The sequence below is a fragment of the Hydrogenophilus hirschii genome (assembly GCF_054656675.1).
In genome coordinates this window covers 174,345-191,538 of record NZ_BAAHXQ010000003.1, presented here as the reverse complement: position 1 = coordinate 191,538, position 17,194 = coordinate 174,345, and the positions used below count along the sequence as shown (strand labels likewise).

Sequence of the window (17,194 nt, the reverse complement as noted above, 5' to 3'; positions counted from 1 at the left end):
TTTACCAAGTGAGATTGCGACGAATACGGTACCGGAGCCAGATCGCCAGACCATTCATCAGGAGCGTGGCGACGATGATCACGATCCCCACCCCAGCCGCAAGCGAATGGAACTCAGACTGTGGTCGGGAAAGCCAGTTGAACATCTGGATGGGCAGTACAGTAAATGGGGAAAAGAGCCAGTCGAAAGGCCCTGCGGGAGGATCGCCAGCGAAGGGCATCGGCGGCAGGAACGCGATGAAGGTGAGTGCCCCGATCGTGATCACCGGCGCCGTTTCGCCGATCGCGCGCGCCATTCCGATGATCACCCCGGTCAGGATCCCGCCCGACGCGTACGGGACCAAATGGTCGGAAACCACCTGCCACCGGGTAGCGCCCAACGCGTACGCCGCCTCTTTGATGTGCTGGGGAATCGCGCGCAACGCTTCACGCGTCGCGACGATTACCACCGGCAGGATCATCAACGCGAGCGTCAGCCCCGCGGTGAGAATGCTTTGCCCGAAGTCGAGGATATAGACGAAGAGACCCAGCGCGAGTAACCCATAGACGATCGACGGCACTGCGGCCAAATTGGTGACGTTGATCTCGATGAGCTCCGTGAGCCAGTTCTTCGGCGCGTACTCTTCGAGATAGACTGCAGCGGCAACCCCCAGCGGTGCTGCGGCCAGGAAGGTCACGATCATCACCAACGCCGTTCCCACCCACGCGGAATAGATCCCGGCGCGCTCCGGCCGCCGCGACGGGAAGTTGAAATAGAACTCTTCCTGCACCACGTGGCGGTACCCATCGAGCACCAGGTCCGTAAAGAGCGCGAACAGCACGATCACTCCGATGAGCGTCGCCCCCAAGCCGATCAATCCGAAAATCACGTCCCAGCGGCGGCGCTTCGCAATATCGCGCCGCAGCGCAGTAAGTTCGTTTTTTTCGCTCTGCTGCATGATCAGTAGGCCTCCCGCCAGCGCCGGCGCACGTATTGGCCGATCACGTTGAAAAAGAGGGTGATCACCACGAGCACCAACCCGACTGCGAAGATACTCTGATAACCGATCGACCCGTGCGGCAGATCCCCCATCGCCACCTGCACGATGTAGGCAGTGATCGTCGCGGCGGGCTCACGCGGATCGAAGGTGAAATTGGGCTGTTGCCCCGCAGCGATCGCAACCACCATCGTCTCCCCGACCGCTCGGGAAATACCCAGGATGAACGCGGCGACCACACCGGAGATCGCGGCGGGCAACACCACTTTCATTGCCGTTTGGAAGCGTGTCGCCCCCATCGCGTACGAGGCCTCGCGCATCGCCATCGGCACCGCGCGGATCGCGTCTTCAGATACCGACGCCACATACGGCGTGATCATGATCCCGATCACGATCCCGGGGCTCAGCATGTTGAAACCGGGCAACCCAGGAATGATCTTCTGCAAGAGCGGCGTGACGAAGAGCAATGCAAAGTAACCGTAGATGATCGTCGGAACTCCGGCAAGCATCTCCATGATCGGTTTCACCACCTCCCGGGTTCGGAACGACGCGAATTCCGAAAGGTAGATCGCCACCAACAACCCTAACGGCGCAGCCACCAGCACCGCAATCGCCGAAATGGTGAATGTGCCGGCAATAAGCGGCAAGACCCCATACTCCGCTTTTTCGAAGAGCGGTGTCCATTGCGTATGGGTGAGGAATTCCACGAGTGAGACGTGCTGGAAAAAGCTCCACCCTTCATAGAGGAGGATCGCGACGATCGCCACGGTTGTCGCCACCGCAGAAAATGCGGCAAGGAACAGCGCCGTTTCGATCAGCCGCTCTTTGACGTTGCGGGCACGGGTATGGGTGACATGCCCTTCAGGAAGCGATGCGCAATGGCTTGGCTCAGCGGTCACGACAGGGTTTCCTTGTCGGTGATGCAGGGTAGACAAAAAAAACGGCTGTACGCACCCTTGCCCACAGCCGTTTTCTCTAAAACCATTTACTCCTTGGTTTCGCGCGCAAGCAGTTCTTCGACGCTCACACCCACTTCGGCATGGCCACCGAAAGCGGTACCCGTCTTCATCGCTTGGAAATTCTTCATCGCCAGCTCATACGCACGGTCGGGCAAATCGACGTACCCCACCTCTTTGGCCAACTTTCCAGCGTGCTTGAGGTAGAACGCGACGAATTCACGCACTTCCGGTTTCTCTTTGGCCGCTTTGGCATTGACGTAGATGAAGATCGGGCGCGAAAGCGGTTGATAGGTACCGTTATTCACCGTTTCGACGCTGGGCGCGACCGCTGGCGAATTTTCGTCCTTCTTGATCTTCACCGCTTTCAGTTTGTCTTGGTTCTCAAGATAGTACGCCAGGCCGAAGTAACCGAGCGCGTTCTCATCCGAGCTCACGAACTGCACGACCACGTTGTCGTCCTCAGACGCCAGGTAGTCGCCACGGCTCGACTTGGCTTTACCCACGATCGCTTCGGTGAAATAGTCGAACGTTCCCGAATCCGACCCAGCACCCGCGAGTTTGAGCGGCCGATCCGGAAAACGGGGAGAGACCTGCTTCCAGTTGGTGATCACCCCTTGCGCTTCGGGCGCCCACATCTTCTTGAGTTCGACAACCGTCATCTCTTCGGCCCAGGTGTTTTTCGGGTGGATCACCACGGTGAGCGCGTCGAACGCCACAGGGAGTTCGATGTACTGGATGCCGTTTTCGGCACACAACTTCATCTCTTTTTCGAGAATCGGGCGCGACGCGTTGGAAATATCGGTCTCGCCACGGCAGAACTTCTTGAAACCGCCACCGGTTCCCGAAATGCCGACGGTGACTTTCACCTTACCGCGCTGCGCGGTCTGGAACTCCTCCGCAACGGCTTCGGTGACGGGATAGACGGTGCTCGAACCGTCGATCTTCACTATTTTTTCCGCCGCGAAGGTCACCGCCGGGGTTGTGACGACACCCGCTACGGCAAGCGTGGCGACCAGGGAAAGGGTGTTGCGAAGTTTCATCGGACTGCTCCTTTGGGTTGCTGAGGATGACGGGGCGCAGTCTACCGAGCGAATGTGACAATTTGATGACACGCATTGTACCGCAACGGGCGCGTTCGTGATCCGTACCACGCACTCTTTGCAGTGGGTTCGGGGTCGATGGAATTGTTGACTTTGATTTTTCTTGTAAGAGATTCTGTAAACAATGCGCGCCGTTGTTCTGTGGATAACTCTGTTAACAATAGACTTCGTCCAGCAATGTGCTGTCGGTAATCTTGGGGATCGACTTGGATTTTGGCGGGGATCGTTTGGGGGCGAAAAAGCAGTCACCGTGCCATTTTTCTTTTATCGACAAATCATTGCATGATCTGTGCGTCAACTTTTCCCCAATGCGACCCACTCCGATCGGTTGCAGGATGGTTACCTGTAATGCAGGTTTCGGCTTGTGGATAATTTTGTGAATGAACGTGCACGACGCCGCCCACGCCGCGGCTTCCTGCGCAGGCATCGGCTTCGCGATCCCGTATCCTTGCGCACAATCCCGTAGTGGAGATTGACCGCCGCGAATTCGTCGAGGTCGAGCACCCCCAACACGACGAAGCTTGGTTTTTTTTCTGCGACGCAGCGTGCGATCGCTTGCTCGGCCCAGCGACAAGCCCGTTGCGGTTGGCCAATCCGGTGAGCGGATCGTGGTACGCGATCCGTTCGAGCGCTTCGGTCAAGTGCATCTCTTTGGTGACGTCGTGGACCAACCCGTGGATTTCGCTGACGCGGCCGTCGGCCAAGCGGTGGGGAAAGACGAAATCGTTGCGGTTTTCGGCCTTTGCCGCGCCGTTCGCGTCTACGATGGTGCCGTCCGTAGGGTCGATGAGGAGCGTCGGCATGACGTGGCTCTGCAACCACTGGAGCAGCAGTCCCGCCCAAGCGGTGGGTGCGAATGCGATACCCAGTAGCAGGTGTAGCAGAAACGCCACAGTGGACAAGCTGGGGATGGCGCGGGAACGGTTGACGAACCATCGTCTCTTTCTCAGCATGCACCGCAAACGGTACGTCAACGTTCCAAGCGCCGTACCGGCGTTGTGTACAGGAGTATCCCCAGGGTTTTGGCGCATGTCTTGGCGGCTTTCAGGGGGTTATCCCCACGATTGGGCAGAGTGTAGACTTCTTTTAGAGATATTTATAGAAAAACCAAACCATAATAACAGAACTGCCCTCTGAGGGGGATGCCGCGCGGCTTCGCGCCCGTTTGACGGCGAAGGGGTTCGTTCGCTACAGTGGCGATGGGTGACGTGTGCGCGACGCGTGGGTGAGGTACCATGTTGTTGGAGGTTTGTCATACCCTGCCGCTTGCGGTATCGGTGCCGCTATCACGGGACACGGTGTGGCAGCGTTTGTGGGAGCGCGTCACGTTCCCACAGCGGTGGATCGACGGGGTGACGGCGTGTGATGTGCTTTGGTACGCGCCCAAAGAAGCAGCGCTGACGCGGCGGATCGCGTTCGGTGACCGGACGTTCGAAGAGCGTGTGACGTGGCAAACGGGGGAATGGCTGCGGTTCGTCACTCAGGCAACCCCGGAATACCCCGGGAGTCTTTTGACCATCACCTTGGTGGAACGCGACGCGATGCGCTGGTCTTTGACCTTTTCCTATCGGCGGTTCGTGCGGGACGGTGACGCCACATTGCCGGACGGATCTGACCTCTCCGCCTGGTTGGCGGCGGCTTACCGCAGCGCAGACGAAGCGTATGTCGTTGCGCTTGCGCGGGCGTTACAAGCGGAGCAAGAGAGACGATGAGTTTGTGGCACGCATTGGGGATTCACGACTACGGCGCGTTCGTTTTGGGAACGGTTTTGGTGGTTTTGTTGCCAGGACCCAATTCGCTCTATACGTTCGTCACCGCGTCGCGCCAGGGCCCCGCTGCGGGGTTTCGCGCGGCACTCGGGATTTTGACCGGGGACGCGATCCTGATGAGCGCCGCGGTGTTGGGCGCGGCGTCGCTACTGCGCTATCTGCCGACGCTCTTTGCCCTGTTGCAATTCGCAGGGGCCGCGTACCTGGCGTGGATGGGCGGCAAACTCGTCTGGGAAGCAGTGCGGCACGGGTGGGGTAAGCAAACGGCCACCGCGAACGAGGATGATCGGGCAGCCGCCCCCGAACCGGAACCGCGCCGGGTAGCGATCCACCCGTTTCGGCGGGCGTTGGTGATCAGCCTGTTGAACCCGAAAGCGATCCTCTTTTTCTTCTCGTTTTTCGTGCTCTTCGTCGATGCGGATGCGCCCCACCCCTATTGGGCGTTCGTCTTGTTGGGCGCGACGTTGCAGGGGATCAGCGCTACCTATCTCACCGTTCTGATCCTGGTTGGCGCGCGGCTCCACCGCTGGAGCCAAACCCGGCCGCGGGTCCAGGCGTGGGGGCTAGCGGCTACCGGCAGCGCTTTTCTGGTGTTCAGTACGAAATTGCTGCGCGACGCGTTCGCTCGCGTGGGGGGGTAAATCGATGGTGTCAACTTCGCCACTCTCAATCGTGATCATCGGCAGCGGCGCCGCCGCTACCGCCGCTGCGCTCAAAGCCACGGAGCAGGGCGCGCGCGTGACTCTGATCGAGCGCGGGGTCATCGGGGGGACATGCGTCAATGTGGGGTGCGTGCCGTCCAAAATCCTGATCCGTGCCGCGCAGGTCGCTCAGTTACGGCGAAACAGTCCTTTCGACAGTGGAATCTCAGCCACGCCACCGACCATCGATCGCGCTGCTTTGTTCGCGATGCAACAGGCGCGTGTCGAGTCATTACGGCAAGCGAAGTATATCGAGACGCTACGCAGCAACCCGGCGATCACCTGGGTAGCGGGTGAAGCGCGCTTGCGCGATGCGTCTCATGTGGCGGTTCGCACCGCGGCAGGAGCGGAGACGGTGATCGGGTTCGATCGCTGTCTGATCGCAACTGGGGCGCGCCCAGCCGTTCCTCCGATTCCGGGGTTGGCCGAAACGCCCTATTGGACATCGACCGAAGCGCTGGCAAGTCCAACCATTCCTGAGCGGTTGGTGGTAATCGGCGGCTCCGTGGTCGCGGTGGAGTTGGCGCAGGCTTTTGCACGCTTGGGAAGCCGTGTGACGGTTTTGGCGCGCAGTCGCCTCCTTTCCCAGGAAGATCCCGTAATTGGCGCGACGTTGACCGAGGCGTTTCGCGCCGAAGGGATCACGGTATGGGAGCGAACGACCTTCGAAGCGGTTCGCTATCGGGATGAGCGCTTTACCGTGACCACCAACCACGGCGCGTTTGAGGCAGAGCGGGTGTTGGTGGCCACGGGGCGTGTACCCAATACGGAGCGGCTGGGGCTTGCGGAGGTCGGGATTAGGACGACGCGCACCGGCGCGATTGTGGTCGACAACGAGCTGCGCACGAACGTGGCGACGATTTTCGCCGCGGGGGATTGCACCCAACTGCCGCAGTTGGTTTATGTGGCTGCCGCAGCGGGTACACGGGCCGCAATCAATATGACCGGCGGTTCGGCGACGCTCGATCTGACGGTGGTGCCGTCCGTGGTCTTTACCGATCCGCAAGTGGCCACGGTCGGGCTTTCAGAACAGGACGCGCAGCAGCAAGGGCTAACGGTCGCGTCGCGCACGTTGTCGTTGGCAAACGTGCCCCGGGCACTGGTCAATTTCGAGACGCGCGGCTGTATCAAATTGGTCGCGGAAGCGGGATCGGGGCGCCTCTTGGGCGCCCAGGTGGTGGCACCGGAGGCAGGAGAGGTAATCCAAACCGCGGCACTGGCGATTCGCCACCGCATGACGGTCGCTGACCTCGCCGAGCAACTTTTCCCCTACTTGACGATGGTGGAAGGGTTGAAGCTCGCCGCGCAGACCTTTACCCAGGATGTGAAGCGGCTTTCGTGCTGCGCCGGTTGAACTTGCTCGCTCACACATCCAAATTACGCACGAAGAGCGCGTTCGCCTCGATGAACTCGCGCCGCGGTTCGACCGCATCGCCCATCAGGGTCGAGAAGATTTCGTCGGCGGCGATCGCGTCTTCGATCTGCACTTTGAGCAGCCGCCGGGTTGCCGGATCCATCGTCGTCTCCCAGAGCTGTTCTGGGTTCATTTCGCCCAACCCTTTGTAGCGTTGTTTGACGATCTGGCGTTCTACTTCGGCCATCAGCCAAGCGACCGCATCGGCGAAATGGCGGACCGTCTGCCGTTTTTCGCCGCGCCGCACTTCCCCTTCACCTTGTACGAGCGTCGCAGTGGTTTCGGCAACGTGCATCACGGTTTGCCAATCCCCAGATTCCAGGAGTTCGGCATCGAGCAGGCTGCGCTTGATGAGCCCGTGTTCGGTGCGTTCGATGCGTAAGCTCCATTGATCGCGCTCTTCGTCGAATGCGGCGAGGACGCGGAGTTGGTCGCCCAGCACCGCCTGCAACCGTTGGGCGCTTGCGACGGCGTTTTCTTGGTTGCTGAGGTCGATCGCAATCGCGTGGTTCAGAATCGTTTGCAGAATGGTGGGGTCGATGAGGGCGCTATGGCGGTCGATGATCCGTTGCGCGCGTTGCCATTGGCGCAACAGCCCCAAGAGTGTTTCGTCGCGAATCGGTGCGGCGTCTGGCGCCGGGAGGAGTTCGGCCTCTTGCGCCGCCAGTTCGATGAGAAATTGCTGTAATTCCGCGTCGTCTTTGAGGTAGCGCTCGGTCTTACCCAGTTTCACCTTGTAGAGCGGGGGTTGCGCGATATAGACGTGGCCGCGTTCGATCAGCTCCGGCATCTGGCGGTAGAAGAAGGTGAGCAGCAGTGTTCGGATATGGGCGCCGTCGACGTCGGCGTCGCTCATCAGGATGATGCGGTGGTAGCGCAGCTTCTCCGGTTTGTAGTCCGCTTTGCCGATCCCGGTGCCGAGCGCGGTGATCAGCGTGGCGATCTCCTGGCTTTGCAGGAGTTTGTCGAAACGCGCTTTTTCGACGTTGAGGATTTTGCCTTTGAGCGGCAAGATCGCTTGGAAGCGGCGGTCGCGCCCTTGCTTCGCGGAGCCACCGGCGGAGTCGCCCTCGACAATGAAGAGTTCCGATTTTGCCGGGTCTTTCTCTTGGCAGTCGGCAAGTTTTCCCGGCAGCCCCACGCCGTCGAGTACCCCTTTGCGGCGCGTGATTTCGCGCGCTTTGCGCGCCGCTTCGCGGGCGCGTGCTGCTTCGACGATTTTGCCGACGATCGCTTTCGCTTCGTTGGGGTGTTCGAGCAGGAAGGTTTCGAGCGCTTTGCCCACTACCTCTTCCACCGCGGTGCGCGCTTCCGAACTCACCAGTTTCATTTTGGTTTGGCTGGCGAATTTCGGGTCGGGCATCTTCACGGATAGGACGCAGGTGAGCCCTTCACGCATGTCGTCGCCGGTGATCTCGACTTTCGCTTTTTTTGCGATTTCGTTCGCTTCCAGGTATTTATTGATCACCCGCGTCATCGCGCTGCGCAACCCGGTGAGGTGGGTGCCGCCGTCGGGTTGCGGAATGTTGTTGGTGTAGCAAAGCACCTGTTCGGCGAAGCTGTCGTTCCACTGCATCGCCACTTCGATGCTGATTTCCGCTTCGTGCCCGACGTCTTGCGGGACGGTGACCGCGCCGCTCGCGTGGAAGATGGTGGGGTGGAGCGGCTGCTTGTTGCGGTTGAGGTATTGGACGAAGCCCTTGACGCCGCCCGAGAAGGCGAAGTCCTCTTCTTTGCCGGTGCGTTGGTCGATGAAGCGGATCTTGACGCCGTTGTTGAGAAACGAAAGTTCGCGCAGGCGTTTCGTGATCTGGTCGGCATGGTATTCGATCGTGCCGAAGATCTCTTCGTCCGCAAGCCAATGGACTTCGGTGCCGCGCTTTTGCGTCGCACCCACCACCTTCATCTTGCGCACGTGCACCGGTTCCCCGCCGCCGGGTGGGGTTTCCCAGGTTTCGTCGAAGAGGGTGGGCACGCCACGAGAAAATTCGAGGACGTGTTTGTACCCGTCACGCCAGATGGTGAGTTTGAGCCATTTGGAGAGTGCGTTCACACACGAGACGCCGACACCGTGAAGCCCGCCGGAGACTTTGTAACTGTTCTGGTTGAATTTGCCACCGGCGTGCAGCACGCACATCACGATCTCTGCGGCGGAGCGTTTCGGTTCGTTTTTGTCGTCCCATTTGATGCCAGTGGGGATCCCGCGGCCGTTGTCGCGCACCGAAACCGAGTTGTCGGCGTGGACCGTCACGACGATGTCGTCGCAGTAGCCAGCCAGCGCTTCGTCGATCGCGTTGTCGACCACTTCGAAGATCATATGGTGGAGCCCCGTTCCATCGGAGGTATCGCCGATGTACATGCCGGGGCGTTTGCGGACCGCTTCGAGCCCTTCGAGTTGTTGAATCGCGCTTTCGTCGTAGGTTTGGGTCATTGCGTTTTCCTGGACCATCGGTTTGATTCGCTGCGTTCGTTCGGTGGTGTGCGTTGTTTCACAGCCGCATCGGCATCACGACGTAATGGAAGTGTTCGTCGTCCGGTGTGGTGATGAGCGCTGCGGCCATGCTGTCTTTGAGTTGGATGTGGATCACTTCGTTGGTGAGCGCAGTGAGCACGTCGATGAGGTAGCTGACGTTGAAGCCGATCTCGAGTGGCGCCCCTTCGTAGTGGATCTCGATCTCTTCGACCGCTTCTTCGCGTTCGACGTTGTGCCCGGAGATGCGCACGAGCCCCGTTTCGAACGTGAGTTTGATCGGCCGCAATTTGTCTTCGGCAAGCACCGCAACCCGTTGCAGTGCGCGCAGGAGTTCAACCCGGTCGAAGACGATCCGCACGGGGTGGTTCATGGGGATTACCCGACGGTAATCGGGGAACTTCCCTTCGATGATTTTGCTGGTGAATTGCACCGCACCGGTGGTGAAGACCACTTGCCGTTCGGCGATGGTGATCGCCACCGGCTGGTCGCTGTCGGAGAGCAGACGCTGCAGTTCGAGGACCGTTTTGCGCGGCAGGATCGCTTCCCGTTCGTCGCGAAATTCCGGCATCGCCTCTTCGACGTGGGCGAGGCGATGCCCGTCGGTAGCGACCACGTGCAAATTCTGGTCGTGGAGGTGGAAAAAGAGCCCGTTCAGATAGTAGCGGACGTCTTGTTGGGCCATCGCAAACGCTGTGAGCGCCACCAAGCGGCGCAAGGTGTGTTGCGTGAGCGTCAGTTGGTCGCCTTCGCTGGGGGGGGTAAGGCGCGGGAAGTCGTGCGCCGGCAGCGTGTGCAACGTGAAGCGTGACCGTCCGCTCGTTATCTTGAGGGTGTTCTCTTCGGCAAGGAGCTGCACTTCGGCCCCGTCGGGCAAGCTCTTCAGAATATCGAGGAGCTTCTTCGCTGGCACCGCGCAGGCGCCGTTTTCCCCAGCCAATTCGCCAAGCGGTTGCCGAACGACGATTTGCGCTTCGAGGTCGGTAGCGGTGACGGTAAGACCGTCGTCGCTGCGCTCCAGCAGGAAACAGCCGAGGATCGGCTTGGTTTGCCGCTTTTCCACGATACCGGCCGCGGCAGCGAGCGGTGTGAGCAGCGTATCACGGGGGGCTCGAATCAGCATGGCGTCTCCTTGTTATCCGCGTAGCACTTGCAGTAGGACATGAACGTCGTGGTTGAGCTGTGGGTCTTGGTTGCGCAGTTCGGTGATCGTTCGGCAGGCGTGGATCACCGTGGTGTGGTCGCGGCCGCCGAAGGCTTCGCCGATCGCGGGCAGCGACAAAGGGGTGAGCTCTTTGGCGAGATACATCGCGACCTGCCGGGGGCGCGCGACCGCGCGGGTGCGTTTCTTAGAGTGCATCTCGGCCACTTTGATTTTGTAGTAGTCGGCCACCGTTTTTTGGATCTGCTCGACGGTAAGTTGCCGGTTGAAGGCGTTGAGCAGGTCCTTGAGCGCCTCTTTCGCCAGTTCCAACGTGATCGGGCGGGCCAGGAAATTGGCGTACGCAACCACTTTGTTGAGCGCCCCTTCGAGTTCACGCACGTTCGATTTGAGGTGCTTGGCAATGAGGAACGCGACGTCGTCAGCGAGGTCGATCGCCATCAGTTCCGCTTTTTTCTTGAGGATCGCCACCCGCATTTCGAGCTCTGGGGGTTCGATCTGGACGGTGAGGCCCCAGTCGAAGCGCGAGATCAAGCGGTCTTCCAACCCTTGGATGTCTTTGGGGTAGGTGTCACAGGTGATCACGATCTGTTTGCGCGCTTCGGTGAGCGCGTTGAACGCGTGGAAGAACTCCTCTTGCGTGCGGGTTTTGTTCTGGAAGAACTGGATGTCGTCGATCAACAGCACGTCGAGCGAGCGGTAGAACCGTTTGAACGCGTCGAAGCTCTTCTGTTGATAGGCGCGTACCACGTCGGCGTAATAGTCTTCGGCGTGGACGTACCGAATCACCGCGCGTGGGTTGTTTTGGAAGATCGCGTTGCCGATTGCGTGGATGAGGTGGGTTTTGCCCAGACCGACACCCCCATAGATGAAGAGGGGGTTGTAGGAGTTACCGGGGTGGTGCGCGACTTGCATCGCAGCGGCGCGCGCCAGATCGTTCGCGCGACCAGTGACCAGCGTCTCGAAAGTGGCGTTGGGGTTGAGCCGGGTTCGTTCGTAGAGCGCTTCGAGCGTCGGCGCGTGGGTCGGGTCGGCGTCATTTACCGCAGGCGGCTTGCGCCGAGCCCGTAACCGCGCAGTGGGGGGTGGGGAAACAGCGGCGGTGTTCGCAACTGCGGTGTCGGCAGATGGGACGGCGGCAGGCGCCGCAGGGCTGGTGGTCTTCTCTTCTTCTCCAGCGGAATCTTCTCCAGCCGAAACCGGTGCGGGTTCCACTGAAGGGGCTTCTGGTTCGGCGTGCGGGCGCGACGAAGCAACCGCATGCGCGGTTGGCGCCGTTTGCGGTTCGGTTGCGCCGGTTTGGGGGGCAGCAGCTGCATTGTCACGACGCGGCGGTTCTCCCAATGTCAATTCCGCGCGTTCGATGCCGAGTGCCGCGAGTTCGTCGGTGATGATGCCCCAGTAGCGTTCGCGTACCCACTGCAAAATGAAGCGGTTGGGCGCAAAGACGCGCAGTTCGGCACCCGCACCGTCCACTGCGACGCCTGCAAGCGGTCGAATCCAGGTTTTGTATTGTTGTACCGGGATCTTGCTCTGCAAGCGCGCGCAGCAGGTGTGCCAGAGGTCGTCGGATGGGGAAGGGTTCGTTTCGCTCATCGTTGCGAATTGTAGCGTGAAAGGGGATGAGCGAGAAGTTATCCACAGCGGTTGTGCAGTGACGGCCTGTCCGGGTCGGAGTGTGGGAAGGTGAGGAGAAAACGGGTCAGGCCCTCTCGCGACGTAACCGAAATCGACCCGCCATGTGCGACGACGATCGCTCGGACGATCGCCAACCCCAAACCCAATCCGGTGATCGATTCGGACGGGGTTTCTGAGGCGACGCGGTAGAAGGGATCGAAAAGATAAGGAAGGTGCTCAGGCGCGATCGGTTCCCCGACATTGGTGACGGACAAGGTTCGTTGCCCATTCGTTTCGCCGATTTCCAGCGTAACCGATGTTCCCGGATCGGCGTGGCGAATCGCGTTGGAGAGCAGGTTGCTGACAGCGCGGCGAAGCTGCATTCGGTCGGCCACGATCGCTCCCTTTCCCGCTACGATCAAGCTGATTCCTTTCTCTTCGGCAAGGGGTTCGAAAAATTCGACCAAATTGCCCAGTTCGATTTCGAGCAGAAAGCGCTCCTTGGCGAGGGTCGTTTCGGAATAACCCAGTTTGGCCAAATAGAGCATCTCGCTGACCATTCGGCTCAATCGGTCGATCTCTTCGACATTCGAGGCCAAGATCTCGCGGTAGGTTTCGGGATCGCGCTCACTGTGCAGCGCAACCTGTGTTTGGGTGAGGAGGTTGCTGAGCGGGGTGCGCATTTCGTGCGCCAAATGGGCAGAGAACGTTTCGAGGCGAACGAACGCAGTTTGCAGCCGATCGAGCATGCGATTGAGCTCTTGGGCAACCGTTGCGATCTCCTCAGGCATCGCAGAATCATCGAGCCGCCGATCGAGATGGTTTTGGGAGATCATCGTGGCGTGCTGGCGAATCGTCCGTAACGAAGCCAAACCGCGATAGACGACCCACCAACCGATTCCGACGGAAAGGGCGCTGGCGAGCAACGCATAGAAGAGGATTTGCTGATGAAACGTCTGCAAAAACCGGGTGTGGGTCTCGGTATCGACCGCGATCTGGATGGTCCATGCGGTGTTCGGTGCAAAGTGGGGCGAAACGGTGAATGAGAAAGCGCGATAAATTTTTCCCGCGCTGTGCCACTCTTCCCACCCTTTCCTGTCTTTGGTCACGGTTTGATCCCATGAGAACTGGCGGTTGTTGGCGAAGAGGAGTCTGCCGTTTTCGGTTCTGACTGCGACCACCAGTCCAGGGTGGTGATTCAGTGCCTCTTGGAGTAACCACAGCGCGTCGTCGGTCGAGTTGGCGCGCTGCAAGAGCTCCAAGATCAACGCCCGTTTGTCGTTGAGGGTTTGTTGATCGAGACGGACGAAATGTTCGTCGCTCAGAAGCGTGACCAAACCCGCCAGTCCGAAAATCGCGCTGATCGTGATGAGTGCAAAGAGCAAGACGAGTTTGGCGGTGAGCGATCGGCGAATTTTCACGATCTGTCTCGCCTATCGCGCTTCCAAGACGTAACCCATCCCGCGAACGGTGTGAATCAATTTCGGCGTGCGCCCCTCGTCGATCTTTTGACGCAGCCGTCGGATCGCAACTTCGATCACGTTGCTGTCGCATTCAAAGTCGATTTCCCAAACTTGCGACGCGATCAGTGAGCGCGGTAGAACCTCTCCCTGCCGACGCAGGAGCAGTTCGAGCAAAGCGAACTCCTTTGCGGTGAGCGCGATGGTCTCCCCTCCGCGGCACACGCGACGGCGCAACAGATCGAGTTCCAGGTCCGCAGCGCGCAAAATCGTGGAGGAAAGGCTCTGACCGCCCCGTCTGAGGATCGTTCGGACACGGGCGAGCAATTCGGCGAACGAAAAAGGTTTGACGAGGTAGTCGTCAGCGCCCATTTCCAACCCTTTGACCCGATCTTCGACCCGGTCTCGTGCCGTGAGGTAGAGCGTTGGGGTGGTGATCCCTTCTGACCGAAGTCTGGCCAGCACTTGCCAACCGTCGAGGCCAGGGAGCATCACGTCGAGGATGATGAGATCGAAAGGGATTTCGCGAGCCAAATGAAGGCCATCGATGCCGTCTTGTACCCATTCCACATTGTAGCCAGCTTCGTGCAGCCCTTTTTTGAGATAGGCGCCGGTTTTGGGTTCGTCTTCGATCAAAAGGAGTTTTCTGACCATTTTGTCATCTTCCTGTCACGTGCGCGCAAGGAGCGAACGATTACGATCGCGTTGCCTTTTCCCTTTTGCCATAAAGTGGAGGATTGGATGAGAAACGATCGAGATCGGTTCCCGCAAGTCGCGATCGCATTGCCGAACGCGGGGCGGCGCCGTTTCGTCCGAGGTTTGGTCGCAGGGGGCGTGATCGCAAGCCTGTCACCGTGGGGGCGAGCCGCGGTGCAAGGAGTGACCGAGACGCGCACGGGTGCGGCGCCCGTGCTCAGCGGCACGAACATCGACCTGGTGGTTGCCGAGTCGCCGGTCAACTTCACCGGCAGGCCAAGGATGGCGACCACGATCAACGGCTCCATCCCGGCGCCAACGCTCAAACTTCGGGAAGGCGACACGGTCACCATCCGCGTCACCAACCGCCTGCGCGAGGCCACCTCGATCCACTGGCACGGGATCATCCTGCCCTACCAGATGGACGGGGTGCCTGGGGTCAGTTTCCCGGGCATCGCCCCTGGCGAAACCTTCACCTACCAGTTTCGCCTCGAACAAACCGGCACCTACTGGTATCACTCGCACTCCGGCATGCAGGAGCAGACCGGCATGTACGGGGCCTTGATCGTCGAGCCGCGTGAGGCAGACCCCATCCGCGCCGACCGCGACCATGTCGTGCTGCTGTCCGACTGGACCGACGAAGACCCCATGCGGGTGCTCGCCAAGCTCAAGGCGCAAAGCGACTACTACAACTTCAATCAGCCGACGGCGATCGATTTTTTCCGTGACGTCGCCGAGATGGGGCTCTCCCGCGCACTGGACAAACGTGCGATGTGGAACCAGATGCGGATGAACCCGACCGACCTGGCCGATCTCTCGGGGGCGACATTGACCTACCTGATGAACGGCGTCACCCCTGCCGGCAATTGGACTGGCCTGTTCCGGCCGGGCGAGCGCGTGCGTCTGCGGTTCATCAACGGCGCGGCCAACACCTTCTACGACGTGCGCATCCCGGGGCTCAAGATGACGGTGGTGCAAAGCGACGGGCAGAACGTCGAACCTGTCACCGTCGATGAGTTCCGCTTCGGGCCGGGCGAAACCTACGACGTCGTGGTAACACCAAAGGACGAGGCCTACACGATCTTCGCGCAAGCGATGGATCGTTCTGGATTTGCCCGTGGCACGCTCGCAGTTCGCGAAGGACTCGAAGCCCCGGTTCCTGCACTCGACCCTGTCGAATGGCTCACCATGGCCGACATGATGGGCGCGATGGACCACGGCGCGATGGGGCATGGCGGCTCGGCCATGGGCGCGATGGACCACGGCGCGATGGGCCACGACATGCCGGGCATGAAGCACGACATGTCCGGCATGAACCATGGCGCGATGGCCATGGATCACGGCCAGCACGCGATGCATGGCATGGCCGGCGGCGCGCTGGCCAAGCCCAGCGCCACGGTCCGTCACGCACGCACGGAATACGGCCCAAGCACGGATATGCGGGTGGACATGCCGCGCACCAATCTTGACGATCCGGGCATTGGCCTGCGCAACAACGGCCGGCGCGTGCTGACGCTGGCCGACCTCAAAACGATCGGCGGCCCTCTCGATCCTCGCGGGGCCGAGCGCGAGATCGAGCTGCACCTCACCGGCAACATGGAGCGCTATACCTGGTCGCTCGACGGCCTCGAGTTCGGCAAGAGCACGCCGGTGCACCTGAAGTACGGCGAGCGGGTGCGCGTCATCCTGCACAACGACACGATGATGACCCACCCGATGCATTTGCACGGGCTGTGGAGCGAGGTGGAAACGCCCGACGGGCAGTTCCTGGTGCGTCGCCACACCATCCCGGTGCAGCCCGCGCAGCGCGTCAGCTTCCTCGTGACCGCCGACGCCCTGGGTCGCTGGGCCTGGCACTGCCACCTGATGTTGCACATGGACATGGGCATGTTCCGCGTGGTGGTCGTGTCATGAAACTGATCAAAAGAAGATTCGCCATGAAACCCTGTTCTCTCTTCACTGCGGCGCTGGTGCTGCTCGGTGCGGCACCCGTCTGGGCGCAAACAACGATGGAAGGCGGCGGCCATGCCGGGCACCCGGGCACGGCTCCAGCCCCAACGCGAGCCGAATCGCCCGCGAGCGCCACCATGGACCACGGCAGCATGAACATGCAGGGCGGCCCCGCCCCCGCCGATGCCCGTGATCCGCACGCGTATGCCAATGGCTTGACTTTAGAGTCGGGCCCTTACGCACTCCCAGGGCCACGGCAACTTCGGCTGTCCGATGAACATGCGTTCGGCAGCGTGCTCCTCGATCGCCTGGAGCGCGTTTACACGAAGGACGGGAACGCGACCGCCTATGACGCGCAAGCCTGGTTCGGCGGCACCTACGACCGCCTGGTCCTCAAGGCCGAAGGGGACGTCGCCAAAGGCAAACTGGAGGAGGCACGCACCGAGGTCCTTTGGGGCCACGCGGTGGCTCCGTTCTGGGACACCCAACTCGGGGTGCGGCAGGACAGCGGCACGGGGCCTGACCGGACCTGGCTCGCTTTCGGTTTTCAAGGGTTAGCGCCCTATTGGTTCGAGGTTGACGCAACTGCGTACCTAGGTACTTCGGGACAGACCTCACTTCGGCTTTCGAGTGAGTACGAACTGCTTGTGACGCAACGTTGGATTGTGCAACCTCGGCTGGAAGCCAACTTTTATGGCGAAACGGAGGTAAACCGGGGGATAGGGAGCGGTTTGTCCGATCTCACGTTCGGCATCCGTCTTCGTTATGAGATCAACCGTCAATTTGCTCCCTATCTTGGGATCGAATGGAAGGCAAAATATGGCAAAACGGCCAGCCTTGCTCGACGGGAAGGTTTGGAGGCCAGGCAGACGCGTGTTGTCGCCGGTTTACGGTTTTGGTTTTAAGTCAATATTGGAAAA

The 17,194-nt window shown here is 60.4% G+C and carries 13 protein-coding genes and 1 pseudogene; 5 read left to right on the top strand and 9 right to left on the bottom strand.

The features are described 5' to 3' along the window. Position 1 precedes the first annotated feature (1 nt). The 4 genes from pstA to ACYQ4Z_RS09835 form a co-directional block, all read right to left on the bottom strand. Positions 2-937, bottom strand: coding sequence for a phosphate ABC transporter permease PstA (gene pstA, locus ACYQ4Z_RS09850; protein ID WP_119334144.1), 936 nt, complete (start codon positions 935-937; stop codon positions 2-4). 2 nt (positions 938-939) lie between these two features. Beyond that, positions 940-1,875, bottom strand: coding sequence for a phosphate ABC transporter permease subunit PstC (gene pstC / locus ACYQ4Z_RS09845; RefSeq protein WP_459860911.1), 936 nt, complete (start codon positions 1,873-1,875; stop codon positions 940-942). 86 nt (positions 1,876-1,961) lie between these two features. Continuing rightward, positions 1,962-2,975: a PstS family phosphate ABC transporter substrate-binding protein gene (locus ACYQ4Z_RS09840; RefSeq protein ID WP_459860909.1), complete on the bottom strand. Its 1,014-nt coding sequence runs from the start codon at positions 2,973-2,975 to the stop codon at positions 1,962-1,964. A 335-nt stretch (positions 2,976-3,310) separates the two neighbouring features. Further along, entirely contained in the window at positions 3,311-3,928 is a 618-nt protein-coding gene (locus tag ACYQ4Z_RS09835; protein WP_219972621.1) for a diguanylate cyclase, read from the bottom strand. Positions 3,929-4,270: 342 nt separating this feature from the next. On the opposite strand from ACYQ4Z_RS09835, the gene ACYQ4Z_RS09830 reads away from it, so the two are divergent. From ACYQ4Z_RS09830 to merA, 3 genes and pseudogenes are all read left to right on the top strand, one after another. Then, the gene (locus ACYQ4Z_RS09830) at positions 4,271-4,747 is read left to right on the top strand and encodes an AtaL-like protein (protein ID WP_219972622.1); all 477 of its coding nucleotides are present in this window, start codon (positions 4,271-4,273) and stop codon (positions 4,745-4,747) included. Further along, positions 4,744-5,445 (top strand): leucine efflux protein LeuE, encoded by a 702-nt coding sequence (gene leuE / locus ACYQ4Z_RS09825; RefSeq protein WP_459860907.1) that lies wholly within the window; start codon positions 4,744-4,746, stop codon positions 5,443-5,445. The genes ACYQ4Z_RS09830 and leuE overlap by 4 nt, the downstream gene beginning before the upstream one ends. A gap of 10 nt (positions 5,446-5,455) precedes the next feature. Then, positions 5,456-6,859, top strand: a pseudogene (merA, locus tag ACYQ4Z_RS09820) (mercury(II) reductase); the annotation flags it as partial. 10 nt (positions 6,860-6,869) lie between these two features. Here the strand turns inward: merA and gyrB are convergent. The 5 genes from gyrB to ACYQ4Z_RS09795 are packed head-to-tail and all read right to left on the bottom strand — an operon-like array spanning position 6,870 to position 14,282. Continuing rightward, positions 6,870-9,368, bottom strand: coding sequence for a DNA topoisomerase (ATP-hydrolyzing) subunit B (gyrB, locus tag ACYQ4Z_RS09815; RefSeq protein ID WP_459860905.1), 2,499 nt, complete (start codon positions 9,366-9,368; stop codon positions 6,870-6,872). Positions 9,369-9,408: 40 nt separating this feature from the next. After that, positions 9,409-10,512, bottom strand: coding sequence for a DNA polymerase III subunit beta (dnaN, locus tag ACYQ4Z_RS09810; RefSeq protein WP_119334136.1), 1,104 nt, complete (start codon positions 10,510-10,512; stop codon positions 9,409-9,411). Between the two features lie 12 nt (positions 10,513-10,524). Beyond that, positions 10,525-12,147 (bottom strand): chromosomal replication initiator protein DnaA, encoded by a 1,623-nt coding sequence (dnaA, locus tag ACYQ4Z_RS09805; protein ID WP_285614843.1) that lies wholly within the window; start codon positions 12,145-12,147, stop codon positions 10,525-10,527. A 38-nt stretch (positions 12,148-12,185) separates the two neighbouring features. Next, positions 12,186-13,589, bottom strand: a complete 1,404-nt coding sequence (locus tag ACYQ4Z_RS09800) for a heavy metal sensor histidine kinase (protein WP_170141355.1) — start codon at positions 13,587-13,589, stop codon at positions 12,186-12,188. A 12-nt stretch (positions 13,590-13,601) separates the two neighbouring features. Then, complete coding sequence (locus tag ACYQ4Z_RS09795; RefSeq protein ID WP_119335985.1) at positions 13,602-14,282, bottom strand: heavy metal response regulator transcription factor; 681 nt, start codon at positions 14,280-14,282, stop codon at positions 13,602-13,604. A gap of 87 nt (positions 14,283-14,369) precedes the next feature. Here ACYQ4Z_RS09795 and ACYQ4Z_RS09790 point away from each other — a divergent pair, with 87 nt between their 5' ends. Both ACYQ4Z_RS09790 and ACYQ4Z_RS09785 read left to right on the top strand, forming a co-directional pair. Next, positions 14,370-16,238, top strand: a complete 1,869-nt coding sequence (locus tag ACYQ4Z_RS09790) for a copper resistance system multicopper oxidase (protein ID WP_459860904.1) — start codon at positions 14,370-14,372, stop codon at positions 16,236-16,238. 23 nt (positions 16,239-16,261) lie between these two features. Next, positions 16,262-17,179, top strand: coding sequence for a copper resistance protein B (locus tag ACYQ4Z_RS09785; RefSeq protein ID WP_459861020.1), 918 nt, complete (start codon positions 16,262-16,264; stop codon positions 17,177-17,179). Positions 17,180-17,194: the final 15 nt, after the last annotated feature.

Bases quoted from the DNA above. Each gene is read 5' to 3' on its own strand.
- dnaA (WP_285614843.1), bottom strand. From the start codon at position 12,147: ATGAGCGAAACGAACCCTTCCCCATCCGACGACCTCTGGCACACCTGC.
- ACYQ4Z_RS09785 (WP_459861020.1), top strand. From the start codon at position 16,262: ATGAAACCCTGTTCTCTCTTCACTGCGGCGCTGGTGCTGCTCGGTGCG.
- ACYQ4Z_RS09830 (WP_219972622.1), top strand. From the start codon at position 4,271: ATGTTGTTGGAGGTTTGTCATACCCTGCCGCTTGCGGTATCGGTGCCG.
- ACYQ4Z_RS09840 (WP_459860909.1), bottom strand. From the start codon at position 2,975: ATGAAACTTCGCAACACCCTTTCCCTGGTCGCCACGCTTGCCGTAGCG.
- ACYQ4Z_RS09790 (WP_459860904.1), top strand. From the start codon at position 14,370: ATGAGAAACGATCGAGATCGGTTCCCGCAAGTCGCGATCGCATTGCCG.
- ACYQ4Z_RS09795 (WP_119335985.1), bottom strand. From the start codon at position 14,282: ATGGTCAGAAAACTCCTTTTGATCGAAGACGAACCCAAAACCGGCGCC.
- gyrB (WP_459860905.1), bottom strand. From the start codon at position 9,368: ATGGTCCAGGAAAACGCAATGACCCAAACCTACGACGAAAGCGCGATT.
- leuE (WP_459860907.1), top strand. From the start codon at position 4,744: ATGAGTTTGTGGCACGCATTGGGGATTCACGACTACGGCGCGTTCGTT.
- pstA (WP_119334144.1), bottom strand. From the start codon at position 937: ATGCAGCAGAGCGAAAAAAACGAACTTACTGCGCTGCGGCGCGATATT.
- dnaN (WP_119334136.1), bottom strand. From the start codon at position 10,512: ATGCTGATTCGAGCCCCCCGTGATACGCTGCTCACACCGCTCGCTGCC.